The organism is Pseudomonas sp. GW704-F2 (assembly GCF_059423025.1).
In genome coordinates, this window is sequence record NZ_JBWKXO010000030.1 from 51,832 (window position 1) to 76,310 (window position 24,479).

The window sequence follows — 24,479 nt, forward strand, 5'->3', positions numbered from 1 at the left end:
ACCTCCTCAGATATCCAGAACCAGCTTTTTCGATTTGGCGCGAGAACAGCAGATCAAGATCTGGTCGTTGGCCTGCTTCTCATCGTCTGTGAGGTACACGTCGCGATGATCCGGCTCGCCTTCAAGCACATCACATAGACAAGTACCGCAGATGCCCTGCTCGCAGGAGATCTCGATCTGGATGCCGACGTCCGCCAGCGCCGCGAGGATCGTCTGCCCCTCGGCGACCTGCACCGTCTTGCCGCTGCGCGCGGCGACCACCTCGAAGCTGGCACCGCTGTTGTCCACTTCAATCTGGAAGTATTCACGGTGGATATGGTCATCGGCATAGCCATGCTTCACCGACTCACCGATCACCCAGTCCATGAATCCGGACGGGCCGCAGGTATAGACATGTACGCCGCTCTCGGCCTGGCCGAGCACGCGGTCCATGTCGAGCTTCTGCGCGGGTGCCTCATCGTCGAAATGGGTGTGAACGCGCTCGGCGAAAGCGGCGCTCTGCAACTCGTCGAGAAAAGCACTGCGGCTGCGCGAACGGCCACAGTAATGCAGTTCAAAATCCTCGCCTTTGGCATGCAGCGCATAGGCCATGGCGATCATCGGGGTGATGCCGATGCCGCCACCGATAAGGATTGAGCGGCGCGCCTCGCTTGCCAGAGGAAACAGGTTGCGCGGCGCACTGATCTGCACCTCTGCCCCTTCTAGCAACGTGTCGTACACACTCGTGGAACCGCCGCGCGAGGCGGGGTCCCTGAGCACGCCGAGGCGGTATACAGCGCTGTCCGCCGGGTCGCTGCACAGCGAGTACTGGCGCACCAGGCCGGGGGCGATGTGGATATCCACATGGGCACCGGCTTCAAAGGCCGGCAGCTTGGCGCCACCCACCGGAATCAGGTCAAGAACGACGACACCGTCGCCCTGGAGCTGGCGCTTGCGCACCTGCACCGTCAAGAGCTCTTCAATCATCTCGGGCTCACCCGCATTGGACGTCAAGGTAAGAACGCGGCCGCTGGTTCGGCCGTCGCATTATGTTTTCGTTGAAACTCAGCGCATGAACAAACCACCATTCACGTCCCAGGTTGCCCCGGTAGTGAAATAGGCTTCCGGCCGTGCCAGTTGCACGATCAGGTCGCCGATAAAATCCGCATTCCCCAGGCGCCCCACCGGAATATTGGCGAGCATTCCTCCCATGCGCTCCGGCGATACCACTGCATGCACCATGGGCGAGTCGATCGGCCCTGGCGCAACGGCATTGACCGTCACACCGCTTGCGGCCAACTCTTTGGCGAAAATCTTGGTCAGGGTGACGATGGCACCTTTCGATGCGGCGTAGTGCGCGCCGGTAGCGGTGCCACCGTTCTGCCCAGCCAGCGAAGCCATGTTGACGATGCGCCCGTAGCCGACCGCCGCCATGTGCGTGCCAAATACCTGGCAGCCGACAAAGATGCTTCTGGTGTTGAGGCTCATAACGCTGTCGAACTCTTCCGGGCTGATCTGCATGACCGGCGTGGTCATGGTCATTGCCGCATTGTTTACCAGTACCTGTAGAGCACCGAAGCGTTCCAGAGTAACGGCCAGTGCGGCCTCGAAATCGGCCTTGTTGGTAACGTCCAGTTTGAGCGCCAACACCCGCTCACCACTGGCATCCAGTGCCTCGGCAGCCGCCTGGGCGCGCTCCAGGGAAAGGTCGCTGATAACCACTGTGTAGCCAGCGGCGAACAGCCGGGCGGCAATGGCGTAGCCCAATCCTTGGGCTGCACCAGTGACCAGTGCGATCTGCTTCATAGCCGGACCCTCAAAGGATGTAGCCGATACCCGCGAGGGTATCGTCGGAATTGATCAGCCGGATCAGCTTGCGCTGGATCTTGAAGCTCTCGCCGCTGCGTTGCAGTTCGTACACCGTGTCCGAGCTGTAGTGCTTGAGCACGTCCTTGCGGAACTCGCGCAGGTTTTGCGCACAGCGCACAGTGACAAACTCGCCGTCATTGAACAGGACGCGAAAACGCGAAATGGTGCGTACAGTACGCGGTCGCGGAGTCGTCGAGATCGACTCACCACCGATCAGCCGCTGCACCCGCAGCTCACGCATGTGCGCGTCGTCATAGGCGTAGTTCAGGCTGTTCTCGAAATCCTCCTCGCACGGGTCGATGGGGATGATGTAAGTGCCCTTCTGCGCCCACAGCGCCAACCAGGCGTCGTATTCGCTGTGATCGAGCATGTCGCCTTCCTGCCAGATAAAGGCGGTGACTTCCTGAAGCAATTGCAGATTCATTTTCGCGTTCTCCGTCGGTCTGGTCGGTCAGGCCGACATCATTTTTTTCCACTGCTGGTACGCTGCGCGCATACCTGTTTCGGCTGACACGTCGCTGATCCGTCCGTCTTCGCTCGGCTTCTCGCCTGGCAGGCCACGGTTGAGCATGATCCATAGATCTTCGCCAGCATTGGCCCCCTTCTGCACACGCTCCCAGGCTTCGGAATCGTCCGGCGTACCGAAGCCCATCGGACCTTGGAAGTGCTCATGCAGACGCAAGCGGTAGCGGTTGGCGGCTGCCGGGCCACCATCCATGGTGATCACCGAGTGATGGATCTCCGTTTCGTTGACCGAGATCGGCTGCAGCACCCGGAAGAACGCCATAGAGCAGGCAACGTTGGGAAACAGATTGAGGTTGAAGCCCGAACCACCGACCGCACGGACGATGCGGCGGACCTGAAGGTCCTCAATACCTTCGTCACGCAACTCCTGGGCCAGGCTTTCAAAGCGGGTCGGAATCGGTGCATCAAGGTTGGCTTCCAGGTCGATCAGGTCAGGGATCATGACCATCACGCTGTGGCCGTTGCCGAGGTCTTCGACATAGCCTGAGCCATCAACGAAATCGAGCATGTCCATGGTCTGCTGATCCACCGAGTGCAGGAACGACTTGTGAACCAGCGGAAAGTGGTAGGCGTCCGTGGTGTTTTCCAGTTGGATCTTCCAGTTGCCCGGGAAGCGGAAGCGGTGTTCGCCCGGCACCTTGATGCCATAGCCAGCACCCTGTTTCATGAACAGATCCATCCATTTTTTAGCTGGACCGAGGAAGTCCACCAGCGGCTCGATGTCGTCCTTGAAGGTGGCAAAGACCATCCCGGCGTAGCTCTCTGTACGCAGGCTGACCAGTGGCAGTTCGCTCTTGTCCAGGCAATCGCCGTAGCTGTCAGGGTGCGGAATGCCGCGCAGAGAGCCGTCCAGGGCGTAGCCCCAACCGTGATAGGGGCAGACGAAGCTGTTGGTCTTGCCCTTCTTGTGCTCGCAAACAGTGGCACCACGGTGGCGGCAGCGGTTGAGCAGGACATGGATCTGCTTCTTGCGATCACGCACGGCGATCACCGGCTGCTTGCCGATATAAGTACTCTTGTAGCTACCAGAGTCAGGGATTTCGCTCTCGTGAGCGACCCATACCCAGGTGCTGTAGAAGATTTTTTCCATCTCGGCATCGAACAGCTTCGCGTCGGTGTACAGCGAGGTGTGTACGCGGTCCGCCTGCACCCGTTCGGCGGGATCACATTCGAGGTTCACGACATCGATCATGTTATTCACAGTTGGCTCCTGGTCGGTTTGTTTGGCCGACTTTAAAAAGTCTTGGTTCATTCAGCCGAGGGTCGGCTTGGAACGGGCAAGGCCGCCTCGCTGTTCCAGGCATCCACCGGACGACTGAACAGGTTCTCGGTCTGGAAATGTGCCATGCGCCATTGCCCGTTTTCCTCGGCGAAACGCACGGTCAGCCGCGCGGCATTGAGGTGCGAAGCGCCACTGGCGAAGGTTGAGGTCTGCAACATCACCCAACTGCCCGATGCGCCGTCGGTGCCGACCTCGATCAGTTCGCTGGTGAGGAAGTGCACGTTGAGGGCGAAGTGCGCCGGGGTCTGCATGTAGGTGGAGAACATCGCGCCGATCTCCTCACGCCCACGATAGCCGCCGAAGCTGTTGGCGTACTTGGCGCCCTTGCCTTCCCAGACCGCATCGATCGTGAACAGGCCAGCCAGCTCAGTCAGTTGCGTGCTTGCGTCGAGGGCATCGCATAGCACCATGTAGCGATTCATACAGGCGCGTATGGCGTGCTCGGCCTCGAAGCGCTTGAGACGCGCTTCGAGATTGGCGATTAGGGCTTCGTTCAACATGTCAATCACGCGCGCTGGATGATCAGTTCGCGGCCAGTGCGGGCCTCGACCTTGGCATAACGCCACAGTTTGTAGGTGCCTTCGCCCACCGGTGTGGTTCGGAACAGGTTGCAGGCCGCGTGTACAGTCTCAATGTCCGGCACATCGGCCAGCAGGTAAGTGGTCCAGGGGTATCCGCTGGATGGCCCGACCATGCTTTGGTCATCGTCCATGTTGCCGAACACCGTCACTCCAGGCAGATCGTGAATGCCGTTCCACATGGCACTGAACGCTCCCCATACTTCCAGTTGCTCCTCGCGCGGCGCATCGAAGAAGTTCTGGTTGATGCCCATGCAGAACAGCACGCGCAGTGGTTTTTTCTCACTCATGATTGGCTCCAGATAAGGGTCAGAGATAGCCCGGCAAGGGCTGCTTGCCGAAGAAGACGGCGCCGGCATTCTGGTAGGTAATGTCGCCCATGAAGGCATGCTGGGTGACCACCTGCGCATCGTTCACGCAGCGTGCCAACGGGCTGCTGTTGTAGACGCCGGTCATGCCCGACAGCATCTGCGCGGTGCGCGCCACCTCGGCGGCGACGCGGGTAGCGTGGGTCGAAGACAGACGTAGCAGGTTGGTTTTCTCGACCGACAGCGAGTCACCCCGCAACACCGTTTGCCAGGCATCCTCGATGGATTCGAAGAAGAAAGCTCTAGCCGCACGCAGCGCAGCCTCAGCCTTAGCGATCTCAACCTGGGCCAGTGGCCTGTCGGCCACAGCCGGCGCACCGGTTACCGAGATGCGCCCAGCAGCCATATCGCGGAGCTCGTCCAAGGCAGCCCGGGCAACGCCAAGACCGACGACGGAAAGGACCTGGGTGGCGAACGACAGCGAGGGGTAACGGAAGAACGGCTCGTCAAGATTGGCCGCGCCACCGCGCACGAACGTCCACTCCTCTGATACGACCACATCCTCGACCACCAGGTCATGACTACCGGTACCGAGCAAGCCGACGGTGTCCCAAGTCTGCTCGATACGCACCTTGCTTTGTGGCATTACCGCAAGGCGCGGCAAGTCCAGCTTGTCACCGTTTTTTGGTGCGATACCGACGCCCACCAGTGAAGCCCCCATGCAGCCGCTGGAGTACTTCCAGCGGCCGTTGACCTTGAAGCCACCTGGCACGGCCTCGGCTGGTTGCGGCGGGAAAATGCCACCGGCGAAGACTACGTCGGGGCCATTTGCATAGACCTGCCGAATGGTATCCAAAGGCAGCGACGCCAGGTAGACCGGGCTCATACCGAAGCTGGCGACCCAGCCAGCAGAACCGTCGGCCCTGGAAATCTCTTCGACCATGGCACAGAACTCGCCTGGCGAGCACTGGTCACCACCGAAGCGACGGGGCACCAGAGCACGGTAAACCCCCAGCGTCTTGAAGGCGTCAATCACGTCTTGGGCGATATAGCCAAGGCGGTCGAATTCGCCACTACGGGCGCGTTTTTTGATATCGACCAACAATGCCGAAAAGGCCTGATTGTCGGTAATGGCGGCAGACGGCGTATTGCCGACCAGGGTGAGCGAAGTCATGACAGGATCCACGATCAGAGAAGGTTGGAATCGAGACGCCGCAACAACTCGCCAGCGACCGCCAAAAGCAGTTCGTCAGCGCCTTTGGCGGCGATAAGTTGTAGGCCGACCGGCAAACCGGATTCCCCTTCAAAGGGAATGCTCAGAGCTGGATGACCAGAAAGATTGAAAGGCCTCACGAACGCGGTCATTCCCAGCACCGCACGGGTGTCTGCCGCGTCCTCGAGACGCAATGGGTAGTCAGGCATAGTCGGCAGGACCAAAACCGGAAAACGCTCAAGGGCGGCATCTACCTCGGCGGTAAACGTGGTGCGCACTCGTTCGGCGGCGGCCAGCGCGTCATCGCTGGTCTGCCCGGCTGCCTGCAAGCGACCGGCGACATCCGGGGCGACCAAGCCGGTATCGAGTAGATGCCCGCAGGCATTCCAGGTCTCGCGGTTGATCACCACCATGCCGGCATCATAGGCAGCCTGCATGCTATTGAGCTGTACATTGCCGAGCGTCAGGTTGGTGGCATGAAGCACGGCGTCGATAGCGCGCTGCACCTCACTCGATGCCTGCACCGAGACCACACCGAGACAAATGTCTGCGACTTCCGGTAATGGCTTGAACGAAGGATCAATGATGCGCATCGACTCAATCAGCAGGGACAAGCGGCTCGCGAAGGGGCCGACGCAATCCAGGCTGCTCTGCGCGGGCATCACCCCCCGACGATCAATGCGGCCGAACGTAGGCTTAAAGCCGAACACACCGCAACAGCACGCAGGAATGCGCACAGACCCACCGGTATCGGTGCCCAGGGAAAAATCACAGAGCCCAGCAGCGACGGCCGCCGCCGAGCCACTGGAGGAGCCGCCAGGAATACGTCCGGGATATCGCGGATTCTCGGCAGTACCGGCGTAATGGTTGATGCCGGTAGTGCCATAGGCAAGCTCATGCAGAACGGTCTTGCCGACAACCTGGCAATCACCATCAAACAGGGCATCGACCACGGCGGCGTTCTGCGTGGCTGGACCGACATCCTGTAGCGCCCTACTGGACGCGCGGGTCGGATAGCCAGAAATATCGATGGTGTCCTTCACCATCACCTTCAGGCCAGTACCCCCTACCTTCATTTGCTCGATCACCATTGTCATACCGTCTACCTTCTCGAACGTTGTTGGCGTGGCGAGCACGAGGCCGCCGATTCGCTAAATCTAAAATCGCCATAATTACGTGAATTGTCAATTGAATTGTACTTAATAATATCGATCGGATTTGGTGCGAATTTCCATGAATCGCACCAGTAGCGTGCAGTTTGGTAACGCTTTACCAAAGGTTCATCCCATCATCGATAAATAAAAATAAATTCTTATAAAACAATAAGTTACACATACAAATCCGAGTCAACAGCAATCAGACAAGTGTTACCAGGTTGTTTTTTGAACAGAAAAAAGGCTCAAGAAAACACCTGTCGAAAAAAAATATTCGTCATTTTAAATCTTAAAAAATCACGCTCTTTGCATACATTTTTAGCCATAAAAAGCAGAAAAAAAATCACTTAAATCGCTGTTTTTACTGACGATGCGACTGACCAACGACGATTGCCGATCGCCGGCTTTTTTAGTCGAGAGGGGAGATGAGCGAGGTGTGCGCACTGCTGGTGCAGCCCAAGTTCTGGCATGCAATCTGCAAATTCGTCGCTAGCACGCCGACCGCTGTCAGGCGGTGTTGCTTTCGCCGGTGAATATCACCAAGCGCATTACGAGAGGCTATGCGGATACCCCATAGGTACCGCAACTCAGCCCGCTTATTAGCCTTGCACCCTGGAGCACGACATGCTGTTCAAGAAAGCTGTGTCCACCCTGATGTTAAGTGCGCTCTGCGCGTCGATGGCGGCTCAGGCAGATGTGAAAGTCGGTGTCGTCACCTCTTCGACCGGGCCTATCGCACTGGTCGGTATCCCTCAGAAGAACAGCGTGGCGCTCATGCCGAAGAAAGTCGGCGACCAGAACATCACCTACATTTCGCTGGACGACGGTAGCGACCCGACGGCCTCGGTGAAGGCGTTCAAGAAACTGATCGACGAAGAACATGTCGACGCAATCATCGGCCCAAGTGGCTCGCCCAATGCCATGGGGGTGATTCAATTTGCTGCCGAGTCGGGCACGCCAATGCTCGCCCCAACCGGAAGCGCCGCCGTGGTACTACCGATGACGGAGCAAAAAAAATGGGTATTCAAGACCACCCAGAACGATGACCTGATCGCCCAAGCGCTGGTCGAGCACATGGTCAAGACCGGCGTAAAGACACTCGGCCTGATCGGCACCGCCGACCCCTATGGTGAGAACTGGGGCAAAGTCATGACGGCCCTGGCCGAAAAGAACGGGATAAAAATCGTCGCCAACGAGCGCTTCCAGCGTCAGGACACATCCACCACCGGCCAGAGCCTGAAGATCCTCATGGCCAAACCGGACGCCGTACTGGTCGCCGCACCGGGTAGCTCGGCCGTGCTGCCGCAGACCACCCTGTTCGACCAGGGTTACAAGGGCCAGGTCTACCAGACCCATGGCGCGGCTCTCCCGCCGTTCCTGCAACTGGGCGGGCGCAAGGTCGAAGGCACCATCCTTGCAGCCAGCCTGATGCTGGTGATTGACGAAGTACCGGACGATCACCCATCCAAGAGTGTGGCGCGCAAATACATCGATGATTACACCCAGCTAAATGGCAGCGCGCCAGCGACATTCGGCGCCAATGTCTACGATGCCGGTTTGCTGCTGGAGCACGCCATTCCCACCGCGTTGCAAAAAGGCAAACCAGGTACCGCCGAGTTCCGTTCGGCACTGCGCGATGCACTGGAACAGACCCATGAGCTGGCTGCGACCCAGGGCGTGTACAACATGAGTCCTGAAGATCACAGCGGTTTCGACAAACGCGGCCGCGAGCTGATCACCGTCAAGGACGGTAAATGGGTGCTGCTCAAGTAACACAGCAGCCACGCCTTAGCCGGTGCCTGGCACCGACCGTACGTTAGACGCCAGACCACTACCTGCCTTCTTGGCCGGTAGTCGCTGCGCGCAATACGAATCCTGTCATCGAAGGATATTGCCTCCATGAATTTTCAGATAGCCATGCTGCTGGGTCAGGATGGCGTGACCAATGGTGCGATCTACGCACTGTTGGCGCTTTCCATTCTCCTGGTCTTTACCGTGACACGGATTCTTTTGATCCCTCTGGGTGAGTTTGTCACCTTCGGCGCTCTGACCATGGCGGCTCTGCAAGCTGGCCAGCCAACCCGACTGGTCTGGCTGCTGCTCGCCCTGACAGTCATCGACTGCACCTTGGATCTGCTCGGCATATTGCACAAAGGCCACGGCTTTCGTTTACCCAAATACCTGCCGATAAAGCTCGCCTACGCCGTAGCCATGGTGTTGCTGGTACAGAATCTACTACTGGCAAACCTGCCCATGGCGATCCAGGCCCTGCTGACCCTGGCCCTACTGGTGCCAATGGGCCCACAGATGTATCGCTTGTTCTTCCAGCCAATCGCCGGCGCCCACTCGCTGGTGCTGCTGATCGTCTCGATTGCCGTGCATGTGGCCATGGTCGGGGTCGGCCTGCTGCTGTTCGGCCCCGATGGCGCACGCACTCGACCGTTCTCCGAAACAGGGTTGGAGCTCGGCCCAGTGACACTGAATAGCCAGACACTGTGGGTGATCGTTGTCTCGCTGGGCTTGATCGTCGGCCTGTTCCTGTTCTTTGAACGCAGCCTGTATGGCAAGGCGCTACGCGCCACTGCGGTGAACCGCATGGGGGCACGGCTGATGGGCATATCGCCGAGCCTGGCGGGCAAGACGACCTTTGCTCTGGCCGCCTTTCTCTGCACCCTCTCGGGAATTCTCATCGCCCCAATCACCACCCTGTATTTCGACTCCGGCTTCATCATCAGCCTGAAAGGTTTCGTTGGCGCCATCATCGGCGGCCTGGTCAGCTACCCCATCGCCGCCCTAGGCGCGCTGGCAGTTGGTCTGGTGGAGGCCTTCTCGATGTTCTGGGCCAGTAACTACAAAGAGATCATCGTGTTCACCCTGATCATCCCGTTCCTGCTCTGGCGCTCACTGACTAGCCGTCATGTGGAGGAAGAAGAATGAAACCGCGCCTCCTCGTCACCCTGCTGGTCGTCATCGTCGGCGTCGCGCCGCTGCTACTGCCGTCCTTCCAGATTACCCTGCTCAACTACATAGGCCTGTATACCCTGGTGGTGCTGGGCCTCGTCCTGCTCACGGGGGTCGGTGGCATGACCAGCTTCGGCCAGGCCGCGTTCGTTGGCCTCGGGGCGTATACCAGCGCCTATCTGACCACCGCCGAGCAACTGCCCGTCTGGCTCGCCTGGACCACCGGTTCACCCTGGCTGTCATTACTGGTGGGCATCGCCCTCACTGTCTGTGTAGCCGTGCTGCTCGGTGCCCTGACCCTGAAGCTGTCCGGACACTATCTGCCGCTGGGCACCATCGCCTGGGGCATTTCGCTCTATTACCTGTTCGGCACCCTGGATGGGCTGGGCGGCCAGAGCGGCATCGCCGATCTGCCGTCGATCTCATTGTTCGGTCTGACGCTGGATAAGGGCGAGAAGATCTATTACCTGATCTGGGCGGTGCTGCTGGTCGCCATCCTGATCACCCGTAACCTGCTCAACTCCCGCGAAGGCCGAGCCATCCGCGCGCTCAAGGGCGGCCAGGTGATGGCCGAGTCGATGGGCGTGAATACCTTTCGCTCCAAGCTGGTGGTGTTCCTCATCTCCGCGCTGTTCGCCACCGTCTCGGGCTGGCTCTACGCACATACCCAGCGTTTCGTGAACCCGACGCCGTTTGGACTGAACATGGGCATCGACTACCTGTTCATGGCACTGATCGGCGGTGTGGCCAGCGTTTGGGGCGCCCTGCTCGGTGCCGGTATCCTGACCATGCTCAAGCAGTGGCTGCAGGACTGGCTACCGACGCTGATGGGCAGCCAGGGCAACTACGAAACGATCGTTTTCGGCCTGCTTATCGTGTTGCTCATGCAGCGTGCTCCGGGCGGCCTGTGGCCACTGCTGGTGCGCTTGGTTCCAGCCCGTTGGCGCCACGACCACAACGCGCCCAGAGCAGATGACCTGCCGAGCGGCCTGCCGCGCCGGGACCTGCCAGATAGCGGCCAACTTATCCTCGAAGCACGTAACGTGACCAAACGCTTCGGTGGCCTGGTTGCCAACAACCAGATGAACCTATCGATCCGCGCCGGAGAAATCCTCGCGCTGATCGGCCCCAACGGCGCGGGCAAGAGCACCATGTTCAACCAGCTCTCCGGGGTAGACACCCCCACCGAGGGTGAGGTGTTGTTCCTTGGCGAGAAGATCAACGGCATTCCCTCGCGACGTATCGCCCACATGGGCATGAGCCGCACCTTCCAGCACGTGAAGCTGCTATCAACCATGAGTGTGCTGGAGAACGTAGCCATCGGCGCCCACCTGCGTGGCGACAAGGGCATCGTATCGTCGCTGCTGCACATGGAGCGCGCCGAAGAAGCCGACTTGCTGCGTGAGGCCCGGCGCCAACTGGAGCGGGTTGGCCTCGGCGACTACCTCTATGAAGAAGCTGGCAGCCTCGCCCTTGGCCAGCAACGCATCCTGGAAATCGCTCGCGCGCTGTGTGCTGACCCATGCCTGCTGCTCCTCGACGAGCCCGCCGCCGGCCTGCGTCACAAAGAGAAGGAAGCCCTCGGCAACCTGCTGCGCAAGCTGCGTGACGAAGGCATGGCAATACTGCTGGTGGAACATGACATGGACTTTGTCATGGGCCTGGTGGACCGCATCACGGTCATGGAATTCGGCCAGAAAATTGCCGAAGGCCTGCCAGATGACGTGCAAAAAAACCCGGCGGTGCTCGAAGCCTACCTCGGCGGAGCGGAGTGAAGACCATGAGTAATCAACCTCGTAACATCCTGCTCGAAATAAAAAACCTGAGCGTGGCCTATGGCAAGGTCGAGGCGCTAAGCAATGCCAGCCTGACCGTCGGCGAAGGCCAGATCGTCACCGTGATCGGTCCCAACGGCGCCGGCAAGACCACCCTGCTCTCGGCGATCATGGGCGTGCTTGGCTCCAAGGGCCAAGTCAACTTCGACGGAACCCTGGAAGCCGTACCGGAAGTCGAGGTGCTGGTCGGGCGCGGGTTGGGCCTGGTGCCGGAAAAGCGTGAACTGTTCGGCAGCATGAGCGTCGAGGACAACCTGCGCCTCGGCGGCTTTATGCGCTACCGCAAAGGCGATAAGTACCTCGACGGCACCCTTCAGGAAGTCTACAGCCTGTTCCCACGCCTGTTTGAACGCCGCAAGCAAGAGTCGTCGACCCTTTCCGGCGGCGAGCGACAGATGCTCGCCGTAGGCCGTGCGCTGATGGCCAAGCCCAAGCTGCTGATGCTCGACGAGCCGAGCCTGGGCCTGGCGCCGCTGATCACTCGAGAGATCTTCCGCATCATCGCCGACCTGCGGCGCCAGGGTGTGTCGATCTTGCTGGTGGAGCAGAACGCCCGCGCGGCGTTGCGTGTTGCCGACTACGCCTACGTGCTGGAAACCGGGCAGATCGTCATGCAGGGCCCGGCCGCCGAACTGGCCGATGACCCGCGGGTGATTGAGGCCTACCTAGGCCTGGCCAGCAAGCACCAGGAAATGCTCGCGACTTGATCCACCATGCGCCCGTCTCGCGGGCGCAACCTATTTGCAAGGAGAAAGCCCCATGGCTCGCTCGATCCCTTCACGCCTGTGCATTGTTGGCGCCGGTGCCATTGGCTGCACCCTGGCGGCGCGCCTGGCGGCCACAGGTCAACCAGTGAATATGTTCGCCCGTGGCAACACACTCACCGCGCTAAACGAAAACGGCGTACGCCTGACCGACCTGGATGGCGAACATAACGCCCCGGTAAACGCCAGCGACGACTGTGTCCTGCTCGGCGAGCAGGACGTGGTTTTCCTGTGCGTCAAGGCACAATCCTTACCCACGCTGGTCCCCCATCTGGCACCGTTGATCGGCCCACATACAACCGTGGTTCCGGTCGTGAACGGCGTGCCATGGTGGTACTTCCACGGCGAGTCCGGAAATATGGCTGGTCAACCTATACAGGCGGTTGATCCAGACGGAACCCTGCTGGCATCTCTCGATCCGGCACATATCCTCGGGTGCGTAGTATTCATAACTGCAGAAACGATAAGCCCAGGACAGGCACGCTCACACAATCCGCACCTGATGATTCTTGGCGAGCCAAATAACCGCAAGAGCCAACGACTCGAAACGATCCGTCAACTGATCGAAGACGCGGGTATAGAAGCCAGAGCAAGTGATCGTATCCGAGACTCGCTGTGGACCAAAATCCTCGCCAATCTGACCTCCAACCCCCTGTCGGTAATCACTGGGGCAACACTCGAAGAGCTCTATAGCGAGCCCGAGTTAACCCCTCTGGTGGGGAAAATACTTCATGAAGGGCTACTCACTGCCGCAGCTTATGGCGCACGCATTGATTTCGACCCACCAACATTCATGAAACTTGGTGCAGGCATGGGCGCAGTCAAAACTTCGATGCTGCAGGACTATCAGCATGGGCGCGCTCTGGAACTCGCCGCTATCGGTGACGCGGTAGTCGAACTTGCAGAGCACCACGGCCTCGGCGTACCCACCACTCGCGACATTCTTTCGCTAGCGCGCTTTTTAACTCGGCACCCTTCACGCGGCAGCACTGACATCGTTTCGGTCATCGCGCCCACATCTACCCCATCACAGGAAAGGAAAAAACCATGACCTCCCTGCTTACCCAAAAAATCGATTCACCCTGCGCCTGGCGTGGCGAAGATTTGGTGAAAGACCCTGAGCAAGCCTGGATATATCACCTATCCCCTGACACGCTCGCTGTGCTTGATCGCGCCATGGTGCAAGTTAGAGATCGTGGCCTAAAGGCTCCGAACTTCATACGTGAGGATTTCTTGATACCAGAGCTGGATAAGGAGATCCAAAACCTTGCGAACGAATTGGAGAATGGCCGCGGTTTTCTTCTCCTTCGTGGCCTGCCAGCCGAGCTCTATAGCGAAGAGGAAATGGCAATCATCTATTACGGCCTGGGCCTGCACATGGGGACTCCTGTGACTCAGAATCCACGCGCCGACCTGCTGGGCGTGGTGACCGCCATAGGCAACTCCAAAGAGAAAACTACTCGTGTCTACGAAACTAACGCCTACTTGCCCTACCACACAGATCTGTCCGATGTAGTTGGACTCCTGTCCATACGCAAGGCCAAGCAAGGCGGACTCAGCAGCCTGGTCAGCGCTGCGACCGTCTACAACGAGATCCTGGAGAGGAACCCCCACTATCTGGCGTTGCTCTATCGCCCACTATATTTCGCACACTTGGGTAATGACCTACCGGTCCCCTCTCCGATTTTCAGCTACCACGAGGATAAGCTCAGCTGTCGTTACCTTCGTGCCTATATCGAACTCGGCCACGAACAGAGCAACGTCAAGCTCTGCCAGGTAGAAGTCCAGGCGTTGGATTTGATCGACGCCATCATTCATGACCCAGCGATCCGTCTGGACATGATGCTGGAACCCGGCGACATGCAGTTCGCCAACAATTACGCCGTGATGCATTCGCGTAGCAACTTTGAGGATCACGACGATCCAGACCTCAAACGCCGCCTACTGCGCCTGTGGCTGAAGATGCCCAATGCACGCGTACTCGCACCGGAGTTTCCCGGCCGAAACGGGTTCCATGACAACCTGCGCCTGGCTCCTTGCGCCTGACATAACGCCATCGTGCCTGACAGGTGCGTCCTACCGCCCTAGAGAAACCACCATGACCGCAATGATCCAAACCCTCAAGCCCGAAACCTGTAGCGACGAAGAATGGGCGCTGCGCATCAAGCTCGCCCACTGCTACCACCTGGTCGATTACTTCGGCTGGACCGAGACCATCTTCAATCACATTTCCGCACGCCTGTCTGGCCCGGCCCATCATTACCTGGTCAACCCGTTCGGCCTGAACTACAGCGAAGTCACTCCAGCCAACCTGCTCAAGGTCGACCTGCACGGTAATAAGCTCGACGAGTCACCCTACGACGGCAACCCCGCAGGCTTCGCTCTGCACAGTGCCGTGCATGGCGCGCGCGACGATATCCAGTGCCTCCTACACACCCACACCACGCCGATCTCCGCCGTGGTGCAGAAAAAGCGCGGCTTCACCCATGACGACTTCTACGGCGCGCAACTTTACGGCCGCATCGGTTACCACACCTTTGAAGGCATCACGCTGTTTGAAGACGAGAAGACCCGGATGATCGAAAGCCTGGGCGACAAGCACATCCTGGTGCTGCGCAACCACGGTATCGCAGTGGGCGAAAGCAGCATCGAGAAAGCCTTCTTCCTGCTCTGGACGGTGCAACGCGCGGCCGAGAACCAGTGTGCCGCCGGCGCCCTGGGCGGCGAAGACAACCCGCTCGAAGCCGGTATTGCCGAGAGGTGCGCGGACCTCACCGCCATGCTGATCCGCGAGAGTGGCTTCGCCACCAAGTTCTACGACGCCATGGTGCGCAAGATGCGCGCCGAGCGCGTGCTGCCCTGGTAACCGCGAGGAGTCGTGCAATGAATGCTGCCATCCACCCCAACCTCCCGCACTTCGACGAACCGCCGATATCGCGCCTCGATCCAAAAGGCGTGCTGCTCAGTTGCAATGCGGCCTACCTGCGAATGTGCGGCCTGCGCGAAGACGAACTGATCGGCAAACCCCACGAGCAGATCAATGACCCGCGCATGCCCGCAGTGGTCATCGACAGCATGTGGCGTGCGCTGCGTGCCGGCGTACCTTGGACTGGCCCCGTGATGGGGCGTCACAGGCAGGGCGGGCATTACTGGCACACGCTCTATGTCGTGCCGCTGTTCGATGGCGGAGAACTCTCGGCGCTCGGCACCGTCTACCAGCCGATCAGCCGTGAAGAAATACTCGCAGCCAGTACGCTCTATGCCCGCCTCGACCGTGGTCAATCGCCGTGGGCGCCAGGCCAGCGTTCCACTGCGTTGCTCGCCAGTCATGGCCTTCAACTGAGTCTTGGCCTGCTCGCTCTGGGCGCAATCATCACCGCGCAACTGCCCTTGGCCACAGGTTTGCTGGCCCTCTTCGCGCTGCTGCTGGCCGGGCTGCAACCAGCCCTGCGCCAGCGCCGACTGACCCGCAAAATCCTTGGCCAGTACCGGGAAATATACAGCGAGCCGCTACTGGCGCCGCTGCATAGCGGCCACGCCGACAGCAGCGCCCTGCTAGCGATGGCCCTGAACAGCCAGCGCGCGCGGATGACTACGGTGATGTCACGCATCAGCATCAACAGCGAGGTTCTGCGCCAGCAGGCACATACTTCAGCCGAAGTGGTGGAGAACACCGCCGAACAACTGAACAGGCAGGTACGCGAGACCGAACAGACCGCCGCGGCCATCAACCAGATGAGCGCCACCATCCAGGAGCTTTCACGCAACCTGCAGAGCACCGCCCAGGCCGCGCAGAACGCCAACCAGTTGGCCTACGACGGTGAACGCCTGTCGGACGACAGCCAGAACTCCACTCAGACCATGCGCTCTTCGGTGGAAGAGATCGGCAGCGCCGTCGGCAACCTGGCCGATGCTATCGAGTCGATCGGCGGCATCGCCAGCGTGATCCAGAGCATCGCCGAACAAACCAATCTGCTGGCCCTCAATGCCGCTATCGAAGCCGCCCGCGCCGGCGAATCCGGCCGGGGCTTCGCCGTGGTTGCCGACGAAGTACGCAGCCTCGCCTCACGCACACGTGACTCGACTCATGAAATCCAGCGCTCTATCGAAAGCCTGCGTAGCGGAAGCGGCAACGCGCTGACCACCGCGAAACGTGGCGAGCAGGCCGCGCTGCGCGCCAGTGCCGATGTGCAGCAAACCCGCCAGGCACTGGTGCGTATCTGCGAGGAAGTCGGCCAGATCAGCAGCATGAACCAGCAGATGGCAGCGGCCATTGAGCAGCAGGGCCAGGTCGCCGAGCAGATCAACCAGCAGATCACCGAGATTGCCGGCCTCACAGAGCGCACCAGTCAGCAGGCAGGACGCACCACCGAGATCAGCCAGACCCTGCACCAATTGGCCGAATCGCAACTGAGTCTTGCGCAGCGTTTCATCAAGGGCTGAGATTCGTACAACCGGATGATCGGTAAAACCTGGCAAGCACGTACAACAACCTGGCCACCAGGATCAATTTCCTGTCGCTGGTAAAGGCTTGAATGGAGCCTCATAAAAATCCCTTCGGGACATTAGCGAGGCCCCCCCATGTCCACTCAGGAATACGATTACATCGTGATAGGCGCCGGCTCGGCAGGCTGCGTGGTTGCAGCCCGGCTGATCCAGCAGAATGCCGGCAGCGTGCTACTGCTTGAGGCCGGAGGCAAGGACAGCAGCCCCTTCCATACCATGCCCGCCACCGTGGTACAGGTTTTCCAGCAGAAGTCCTGGCCGTACATGACCGTGCCGCAGAAACACTGCAACGACCGCGAAATGATCATTGCCCAGGGCAAGGTGCTCGGCGGCGGTAGCTCGGTCAACGGGATGATCTACATCCGTGGCCAACACGAGGATTACGACGACTGGGTAAAAGATTGGAACTGCCCGGGCTGGGGTTATCGCGATGTGCTGCCCTACTTCAAGAAAGCCGAAGCCAACGAGAGCCTCAGCGGTGAATTCCACGGACAGCAAGGCCCATTGCCGGTCAGCGAGAACCGCTATCGCCACCCAATGACCATGGCCTTCGTGCGCGCTGGCCAAGAGATGGGCCTGCCCTACGTCAACGATTTCAATGGCGCATCCCAGGAAGGTGTCGGCTTCTACCAGACCACCACGCACAATGGTGCCCGTGCCAGCACCGCGCGTACCTATCTGAAATCGGTACGCGACAACAGCAAGCTGACCGTGATCACTGACGCCCTGGCGCACAAGGTGATCGTCGAGAACGCCCGCGCTACCGGAGTGAAGTTCAGCGAGAAGGATGGAGCGCCGATAATCGCCCACGCCCGCAAGGAAGTAATTCTCAGCGCCGGCGCCTTCGGCAGCCCGAAGATTCTCATGCTCTCCGGCATCGGGCCGAAGGAACACCTCGCGGGTCTCGGCATCGAAACCTTGGTCAACCTACCGGTTGGCAAGAACTTTCATGACCACCTTCACCTGTCGCTCAACGCCACCACCCACAAACAGAACAGCATCCTCGGCGAAGACAAGGGCCTGCGCGGCATCAAGCACATGATCCAGTGGCTGGCGTTCCGTAGCGGCCTGCTGACCAGCAATATCCTCGAAGGCGGCGGTTTCGTCGACAGCCAGGGCGTCGGTCGGCCAGACATCCAGTTCATGTTCCTGCCGGTAATGGACAACTTCGACAACACTCCCGGCGAAGCCCCTCCCGCCGCCGAGCATGGCCTCACGGTCAAGGTTGGTCACCTGCGCCCCAAGGCTCGTGGCGAAGTGCGCCTGCGCAGCACTGACCCGGCCGACATGCTGCTCATCGACCCCAACTATCTGGGTGACAAAGACGACCTGCAAGGGCAGATACGTGCCGTGCAAGCCGGCCTCAAGCTGATGCAACAACCCGCATTGAAAAGCCTGATCAAGAAGATCGTCGCGCCCGAGAATATCGACTGGCAGGACACTGCCGGCATCGAGACCTTCATACGCCAGGCGATCAAGACCGTCTACCACCCTGGCGGTACCTGTTGCCTGGGCATTGATCCGGGCAGCTCGGTGGTCGACCTGCAGATGCGCGTACATGGCGTGCCGAACCTGCGAGTGATCGACCTCTCCGTATGCCCGCAGATAGCCAGCGGCAACACCAACGCGCCGGCGATCATGCTTGGCGAACGCGGTGCCGATTTCATTCTCGGCAAGGCACCGCTGACGCTGAGCGCACCACATGAGCAAACGCTGAATCTCGATGCGGTGATTGGCACACCTCAGTCACTCGCCGGCTCCAACCGCTCCTAATCGACCTTTCCCGACCTGGCGCGCATATCGCGCCAGAGCTTTCCTACGCCCTGAAACCGGATAGAGGATCACACCATGCACTTCTTCCCGCAGCGTCATCTGATCAGCGCTATTGCACTTTCCGCACTTGTCCTTGCCCAGAATGCCCACGCCACCGAGGGTGGTGGCGGCGCCTACGCCAATGGCAGCGAAGGTTTCATGACCGGCGCCCTGCCTCCGCCTGGCAACTACCTGATCAGCTACAACACCTATTACACCGCCGACAAGTTTGCCAATACGAACCCGGCGTTCGACCACTTCAAAGTCAGTACCGCCGCTACCATTCTGCGCGCCATCCATGTCACTGATAAGAAGATCCTCGGTGGCAACTGGGCGATGCACGCCTTCCTGGTTGCAGCCGATGTGGACGTCAATATGGGGGCGGGCGGCCGCCAGGATCGCGCCGGCATGGGCGACCTCATCGTCAGTCCGCTGGCGGTCGGCTGGCACGCCGGAAACTGGCACTGGATTGCAGCCGTCGACCTGTACCTACCCACCGGCCGCTACGACAAGAAAGAACTGGCCAACATCGGGCGTAACTACGCCACCGTCGAGCCGCTGTTCGCCTTCACCTACCGCAACCCGCAGGGTTATGAGTTCTCGATGAAGACCATGTTTGACCACAACTACGAGAACAACGACACCCAATACCGCTCAGGCAATGAACTCCACGCCGACTTCGTCGCTGCCAAGCACTTCGGCAACTGGGGTGTGGGTATCGGTGGCTACACCTACAAACAGCTCACCGGCGACAGCGGTGACGGTGCGGTATTCGGAGACTTCAAAGGCCGCGCCACTGCACTGGGCCCGCAACTCTCCTACACAACTGCCTCGGGCTTGAACATCCAGGGCCGCTACCAACATGAGTTCGACGTATTGAACCGTCCGGAAGGCGATAAGTTCTGGCTCAACATTGCCATCCCTCTTTGATTTTATCTGCCAGGAGTCACCCCATGAGCGACATTCAATTGCTTCCCCAAGTGCAGGCGTTCCTACAACGCCAGCACGCCCATTTCGTCGATGGTGCTTACCGCGCTAGCGCCTCCGACAAGCGTATCTCGATCATCAATCCGGCCAATGGCGAAGCCATCGCCCAGGTAACCGCCGCTGATGCATCTGACATCGAAGCGGCCGTCAGTGCAGCACACTGCGCCTTTAAAGGCAGTTGGGCCAAGACCTTGCCCTATCAGCGTGGCGTAATACTCAATCGACTGGCCGATCTGCTCGAAGCCAACAGCGAAGAACTGGCCCAGTTGGAAACCCTCTGCTCAGGCAAATCTATCCACCTATCCCGGATGTTTGAAGTCGGCCAAAGCGCGGTTTTCCTACGCTACTACGCCGGCTGGGCGACCAAGATCAACGGCGAAACGATGTCCCCCTCCTTCCCGTCGATGGCCGGCGAACAGTACACCGCCTTCACCCGTCGTGAGCCAGTGGGCGTGGTGGCCGGTATCGTGCCGTGGAATTTCTCGGTAATGATCGGCGTATGGAAAATCGCTGCCGCTCTGGTCACCGGCTGTACGCTGGTGCTCAAACCCAGTGAATTCACCCCACTGACTTTGCTGCGCCTGGCCGAACTGGCAATGGACGCGGGTGTGCCAGCGGGAGTGTTGAACATCGTCAACGGCACCGGCGAAGTCGGTGCACAACTGGTCAACCACCCGCAGGTAGCCAAGGTTTCGTTCACCGGTTCGGTGCCGACCGGACTCAAGGTCGGCCAGGCCGCAATGGCCGCCAACCTCACCCGAGTGACCCTGGAACTGGGCGGCAAAAATGCTGCGGCGCTGCTGCCTGACGTCGACCTCGATGCTGCCATCGGTGGGCTGATCCAAACCGGTTATGTGCATCAGGGTCAGGTGTGTGCGGCACCAGAACGGCTCTACGTACCGCGTTCACGCCTGGATGAGACCCTGGAGAAATTCAGCGCGGCACTAAAAGGCATGAGCATTGGCTCGCCTCTTGATGAGAGTGTCCAGTTCGGGCCCCTGGCCAATAAGCCGCAGTTCGACAAGATGGTGCAATTTTTCGAGCTGGCACGCCAGGAAAGCCGCATCGTCTGCGGTGGTAATGCGATTGCCCGTCCCGGCTACTTCGTTGAGCCGACCCTGGTACTCGCGGGTAACGCCAAGGATCGCATCCTGCACGAAGAAACGTTCGGCCCGTTAATGTGCGTGCTGCCTTATGACGACGTCGAAGAACTTCCCGGCCTGATGAACGACTCGCCGTTCGGCCTCACCGCAAGCATCTGGACCAACGACCTGTCCAGGGCACTGCGCCTGATCCCCCAGATTGAGGCCGGCACGGTATACATCAACATGCACACCTTCCTCGACCCTTCGGTGCCCTTCGGCGGCATTAAAGCCTCGGGCACGGGCCGCGAATTCGGCAGCGCGTTTATTGACGATTACACCGAACTCAAGTCAGTGATGATCCGCTACTGAATCGCCTCTCGGGCCGGTTTACCGGCCCTGCCCTCCCTGTTCGAAAACTCACAATACTCAACTCGTTTCTGGCACGAGGAATGCTTGAATTTTCCCGTAATTAGTCATATGTGCAAAATCGATCCAATTGCGCACCAAAACTATTAGAAATCCCTTCGAGGTGCCTTGTGAGTGTGCAAAACCTCCACGATTTCGACCACTGGAATCAGGCAGTACATGCCGTGTGTGGCCGTTTTGTCACGCAACGCTGCACTCATGCGGACAATTTCATTGGCAATATCCAGCACCATCAATTGGGTGATCTGAATCTCGCGGATATCCAGGTTAACGCCTTGTCGATCCGCCGCGAACGCGGCAGCGCAAGCCGTGGTGATGATCGCTTCTATTTTTTAGTCCTGCAGCGTGAAGGCAGCATGGCGATCAACCGTAGTGCGCAAACATTCACCTTGCACCCTGGCGACATGGCCCTGCTGGACTCAGCCGAGTCCTTTGAAATGCAACCGAATGGGTTGATCGCGCAACTGTCGATCCACCTCTGCCGTGACGCCGTGGATCGGCTCCTGCCGACACACGCCTGGCGCTTCGGCAAAATCGAACAGAGCGGCCTGAGCGGACGTCTGCTCCACGGCATGTTGCAGCAGATCAGTGACGGGGAAATGAATCTGGGCGCCGGCCAATCTCATGGCGCGGCATTGCAGGACGCCCTGATCAACTTGCTGCAGCCCTCTTTACATCCCGATGATGTACCGAACACCGGCCGCCCCCTACGACGACTCGCTGAGCGAATGATCAACAAAACGCTGCTGGCGCCCCCGACACCAGCCGAACTGGCCGCGATGCTGAACATCTCGGTACGCCAGCTCTACCGCCAGTTTGAACTCGATGGTGACAGCATCGGACGCTACATCCAGCGCCAACGCCTGCACTGCGCCGCCCGAGATTTGGCACAGACCGGTGACAATGCCCTCCCCATCACCACCATCGCCTACAAGTGGGGCTTTACCGACTCCGCGCACTTTTCCCGGGTATTCAAGCGCCACTACAGCATGCCGCCCAAGGATTACCGCGCAAACGTCCAAGGCGCAACCAGCGCGCACAATAACCAAGGACACCCTTGAATATTGCCATCATCGCCACCGGGGCCATGGGCTGTTTGTTCGCTTTACCTCCGGTAATTAGCGGCGTGCGGGGCAGCCTGCATCCCGGTGAACACCAACATCCGCCCAGGCTTCCTTTTTAGCGTGGAAGAAATGAAGTACTGCTTGATGGGACGCGCAGATGCCTTCCCCGAACCGGGTAAGCCCTACCGTATCGAATGGATGCAATTCCAAGGCACCGCGTCAACGGTGCGGTTGATGCTCGCTGGCGCACGCGACTGTTCATCTCAGGCCCCGTCTTCGCTTGATCAGGGCACATTGTCCAGCGAACTGCCGGCTTAGCCAGTGCCCAGCACGTGGCCGAGGCACCGGGGCCATTCTCGCTGTACTGAGCCGTGCAGGAGGATTCGCCTATCAAGAGCATTACAGACCTCAAGAGCAAGACCGTCGGCGTCAACGCCTATGACTCCTATGGCCAGATCGCCATGGTGCTGAAGTATCACGGGCAGAATCCAGCCAAGGGCATCTAGCTGGTGGAAACCGGCCTCCCTGGCTCCGAAGCAGTGCTGCGTGCCGGCCAGAATATCGATGCCTAGAAAGCGCAGCGCACGCAGGAATTCTTTCGTCTGCCCGATGCCACATGGCTTACGACACGCTTCGATCCGGCATTGGAAAACAACAGCTGACCATCTGTTCGGACAGATCCACCCACCTGCAGCACCATTGAGCGCCCTCCGCCGGCATAGCGGCGGATGCCAAATTTAGTAGAAATGTCTATGATTGTCCGTCGACTTTCACAAAGCAGTTCCTTTGATGTCCATTCCCAAGAAACGCCGTAACCGCTACAACCCTGCCAGCGAAGACTTTCACAAGGAAGAGTTTCCTTTTTACTGGCTGGCACGCGTGTACGGGCGCTACGCCATGGCCATGGAAAAGCTGCTCAAGCGGATCGACCTGGATATCCCGCGTTGGCGAGTGCTGAACATTCTCTTCGAGAACGACGACTCCAGCATTTCGGAGATATCCGAACACGCCGTGGCCAAGCTTTCGACCATCACCAAAATCGTCTACCGAATGAAGGATGATGGTCTGGTGGAAACCAGCCAGAGCACCCAGGACGGCCGCGTAACTCAAGTCAGCCTGACCGCGGCAGGTCGCCAGGCGTTTTTTGACATGCACGAACTCACCGACGAGTTATTCCAAAAAAGCTTCCAGGGTCTAACCGAAGCTCAACTGCGCAAACTTAACCAAGTCTTGGCGAACATCTTCGCCAACCTGCCGGAACACTGACCGGCTTCGAGAACTCGCCGCACCCTGCTCGCTACCGTCAACTCAAACAAAATACTAGATTCTTATTAGTCCTCCAGCGCCCCGCTCGTTCAATAACCAGACCTCCGAAATGCTGATGCGAGCTCAAGGTCTGGTTCAGCACCCTGCGAGCGAGTCCGGCGCGCAAAACTCGACTGAAGCTCCACGATCACCACCAGTACCCTTCTTACTTTTCGTCAGTTTTTACTTCGGAACTCATGCCAGCGACCAGCAACCGCTTCAAACGTGTTGTTGGCGGCGTGAGAGGCTTTTGGCGCTCGGCGCGACGATGTGAGCGGGGATCGATATTGTTGGCCACCAGCGCACGTGCAGCCTCTCTCCGCTGGCGAGCCTCCTTGAGACTGACGTCGGGATAGATGCCAAGGGAAATACGCAATTGCTTGTCATGCCAATAGAAACGGAAATGCCAGCGCTTCGAACTCGTCGTGGGCACTTGCAGAGATAAGCCATTCCCATCAGTTAACGTATAAGGCTTGCTGGCGGGCTTGGCTTTCTTGAGCGCTGTATCTGTCAGAGCCATCAGACACCTCCTTCTGCATCAAGGAGGGGAATACAACCCAGCGGTAGACGGACCAATACGAAAATTGATGCGCAAGGAATCGTAAAAGGCTGTGCCAGCGGCGTACTTAAATGTGTACTTAAAAACCGTGGCTGGAGATGGATTCCAGTGGAATTCAGAAAACGAAAAAAGCGGCACAAGGCCGCTATTTCCGTGGCTTCCAGGCGTTCAGTGGGCCTTAGTGGAAGCAAATATGGCGCAGCGGACGGGACTCGAACCCGCGACCCCCGGCGTGACAGGCCGGTATTCTAACCGACTGAACTACCG

General features: G+C 59.2%; 22 protein-coding genes. 13 read left to right on the forward strand and 9 right to left on the reverse strand.

Annotated features, from left to right (window positions below; all coding sequences use genetic code 11):
• Positions 1–6: 6 nt before the first annotated feature.
• The 8 genes from AC07W0_RS22505 to AC07W0_RS22540 all read right to left on the reverse strand — a co-directional run bounded on the left by AC07W0_RS22505 (position 7) and on the right by AC07W0_RS22540 (position 6,851).
• Positions 7–966: a PDR/VanB family oxidoreductase gene (locus AC07W0_RS22505; protein WP_017846871.1), complete on the reverse strand. Its 960-nt coding sequence runs from the start codon at positions 964–966 to the stop codon at positions 7–9.
• Between the two features lie 78 nt (positions 967–1,044).
• A complete protein-coding gene (locus tag AC07W0_RS22510; RefSeq protein WP_102618357.1) occupies positions 1,045–1,785 on the reverse strand; it encodes an SDR family NAD(P)-dependent oxidoreductase in 741 nt (246 codons plus the stop codon).
• Between the two features lie 10 nt (positions 1,786–1,795).
• Positions 1,796–2,272 carry an aromatic-ring-hydroxylating dioxygenase subunit beta gene (locus AC07W0_RS22515; RefSeq protein ID WP_017846869.1) on the reverse strand — a complete coding sequence of 159 codons (477 nt, stop codon included), beginning with the start codon at positions 2,270–2,272 and terminating at the stop codon, positions 1,796–1,798.
• A gap of 27 nt (positions 2,273–2,299) precedes the next feature.
• Complete coding sequence (locus tag AC07W0_RS22520) at positions 2,300–3,565, reverse strand: aromatic ring-hydroxylating oxygenase subunit alpha (protein WP_226926277.1); 1,266 nt, start codon at positions 3,563–3,565, stop codon at positions 2,300–2,302.
• A gap of 56 nt (positions 3,566–3,621) precedes the next feature.
• Complete coding sequence (locus AC07W0_RS22525) at positions 3,622–4,155, reverse strand: nuclear transport factor 2 family protein (protein WP_169885625.1); 534 nt, start codon at positions 4,153–4,155, stop codon at positions 3,622–3,624.
• A 5-nt stretch (positions 4,156–4,160) separates the two neighbouring features.
• Positions 4,161–4,523 (reverse strand): hypothetical protein, encoded by a 363-nt coding sequence (locus AC07W0_RS22530; protein ID WP_017846866.1) that lies wholly within the window; start codon positions 4,521–4,523, stop codon positions 4,161–4,163.
• 19 nt (positions 4,524–4,542) lie between these two features.
• Positions 4,543–5,715 (reverse strand): indole-3-acetate monooxygenase, encoded by a 1,173-nt coding sequence (gene iacA, locus AC07W0_RS22535; RefSeq protein ID WP_017846865.1) that lies wholly within the window; start codon positions 5,713–5,715, stop codon positions 4,543–4,545.
• A 14-nt stretch (positions 5,716–5,729) separates the two neighbouring features.
• Positions 5,730–6,851 (reverse strand): amidase, encoded by a 1,122-nt coding sequence (locus AC07W0_RS22540; RefSeq protein ID WP_026140004.1) that lies wholly within the window; start codon positions 6,849–6,851, stop codon positions 5,730–5,732.
• Positions 6,852–7,532: 681 nt separating this feature from the next.
• Here AC07W0_RS22540 and AC07W0_RS22545 point away from each other — a divergent pair.
• The 13 genes from AC07W0_RS22545 to AC07W0_RS22605 all read left to right on the forward strand — a co-directional run bounded on the left by AC07W0_RS22545 (position 7,533) and on the right by AC07W0_RS22605 (position 23,614).
• On the forward strand, positions 7,533–8,681 hold the full coding sequence (locus AC07W0_RS22545; protein WP_017846862.1) for an ABC transporter substrate-binding protein: 1,149 nt from the start codon (positions 7,533–7,535) through the stop codon (positions 8,679–8,681).
• 126 nt (positions 8,682–8,807) lie between these two features.
• Positions 8,808–9,845: a branched-chain amino acid ABC transporter permease gene (locus AC07W0_RS22550; protein ID WP_102618358.1), complete on the forward strand. Its 1,038-nt coding sequence runs from the start codon at positions 8,808–8,810 to the stop codon at positions 9,843–9,845.
• The gene (locus AC07W0_RS22555; protein ID WP_102618359.1) at positions 9,842–11,644 is read left to right on the forward strand and encodes a branched-chain amino acid ABC transporter ATP-binding protein/permease; all 1,803 of its coding nucleotides are present in this window, start codon (positions 9,842–9,844) and stop codon (positions 11,642–11,644) included. The genes AC07W0_RS22550 and AC07W0_RS22555 overlap by 4 nt, the downstream gene beginning before the upstream one ends.
• Positions 11,645–11,649: 5 nt before the next feature.
• Entirely contained in the window at positions 11,650–12,411 is a 762-nt protein-coding gene (locus AC07W0_RS22560) for an ABC transporter ATP-binding protein (protein ID WP_017846859.1), read from the forward strand.
• Positions 12,412–12,463: 52 nt separating this feature from the next.
• Positions 12,464–13,519 carry a ketopantoate reductase family protein gene (locus AC07W0_RS22565; protein WP_102618360.1) on the forward strand — a complete coding sequence of 352 codons (1,056 nt, stop codon included), beginning with the start codon at positions 12,464–12,466 and terminating at the stop codon, positions 13,517–13,519.
• The gene (locus AC07W0_RS22570) at positions 13,516–14,514 is read left to right on the forward strand and encodes a TauD/TfdA family dioxygenase (protein ID WP_017846857.1); all 999 of its coding nucleotides are present in this window, start codon (positions 13,516–13,518) and stop codon (positions 14,512–14,514) included. The genes AC07W0_RS22565 and AC07W0_RS22570 overlap by 4 nt, the downstream gene beginning before the upstream one ends.
• Positions 14,515–14,566: 52 nt before the next feature.
• Positions 14,567–15,334 (forward strand): class II aldolase/adducin family protein, encoded by a 768-nt coding sequence (locus AC07W0_RS22575; RefSeq protein ID WP_017846856.1) that lies wholly within the window; start codon positions 14,567–14,569, stop codon positions 15,332–15,334.
• Between the two features lie 17 nt (positions 15,335–15,351).
• Positions 15,352–16,911 carry a methyl-accepting chemotaxis protein gene (locus AC07W0_RS22580; RefSeq protein ID WP_079443216.1) on the forward strand — a complete coding sequence of 520 codons (1,560 nt, stop codon included), beginning with the start codon at positions 15,352–15,354 and terminating at the stop codon, positions 16,909–16,911.
• 138 nt (positions 16,912–17,049) lie between these two features.
• Complete coding sequence (locus tag AC07W0_RS22585) at positions 17,050–18,747, forward strand: GMC family oxidoreductase (RefSeq protein ID WP_017846854.1); 1,698 nt, start codon at positions 17,050–17,052, stop codon at positions 18,745–18,747.
• A gap of 75 nt (positions 18,748–18,822) precedes the next feature.
• The gene (locus AC07W0_RS22590; protein ID WP_017846853.1) at positions 18,823–19,716 is read left to right on the forward strand and encodes a SphA family protein; all 894 of its coding nucleotides are present in this window, start codon (positions 18,823–18,825) and stop codon (positions 19,714–19,716) included.
• Positions 19,717–19,739: 23 nt separating this feature from the next.
• On the forward strand, positions 19,740–21,227 hold the full coding sequence (locus AC07W0_RS22595) for an aldehyde dehydrogenase family protein (protein WP_046491092.1): 1,488 nt from the start codon (positions 19,740–19,742) through the stop codon (positions 21,225–21,227).
• Positions 21,228–21,394: 167 nt separating this feature from the next.
• Positions 21,395–22,345, forward strand: a complete 951-nt coding sequence (gene feaR / locus AC07W0_RS22600; RefSeq protein WP_046491093.1) for a transcriptional regulator FeaR — start codon at positions 21,395–21,397, stop codon at positions 22,343–22,345.
• Between the two features lie 792 nt (positions 22,346–23,137).
• On the forward strand, positions 23,138–23,614 hold the full coding sequence (locus tag AC07W0_RS22605; protein WP_017846849.1) for a MarR family winged helix-turn-helix transcriptional regulator: 477 nt from the start codon (positions 23,138–23,140) through the stop codon (positions 23,612–23,614).
• Positions 23,615–23,819: 205 nt separating this feature from the next.
• On the opposite strand, the gene AC07W0_RS22610 is transcribed toward AC07W0_RS22605, so the two are convergent.
• Positions 23,820–24,173 (reverse strand): Arm DNA-binding domain-containing protein, encoded by a 354-nt coding sequence (locus AC07W0_RS22610; protein WP_256580857.1) that lies wholly within the window; start codon positions 24,171–24,173, stop codon positions 23,820–23,822.
• Between the last annotated feature and the right edge of the window lie 306 nt (positions 24,174–24,479).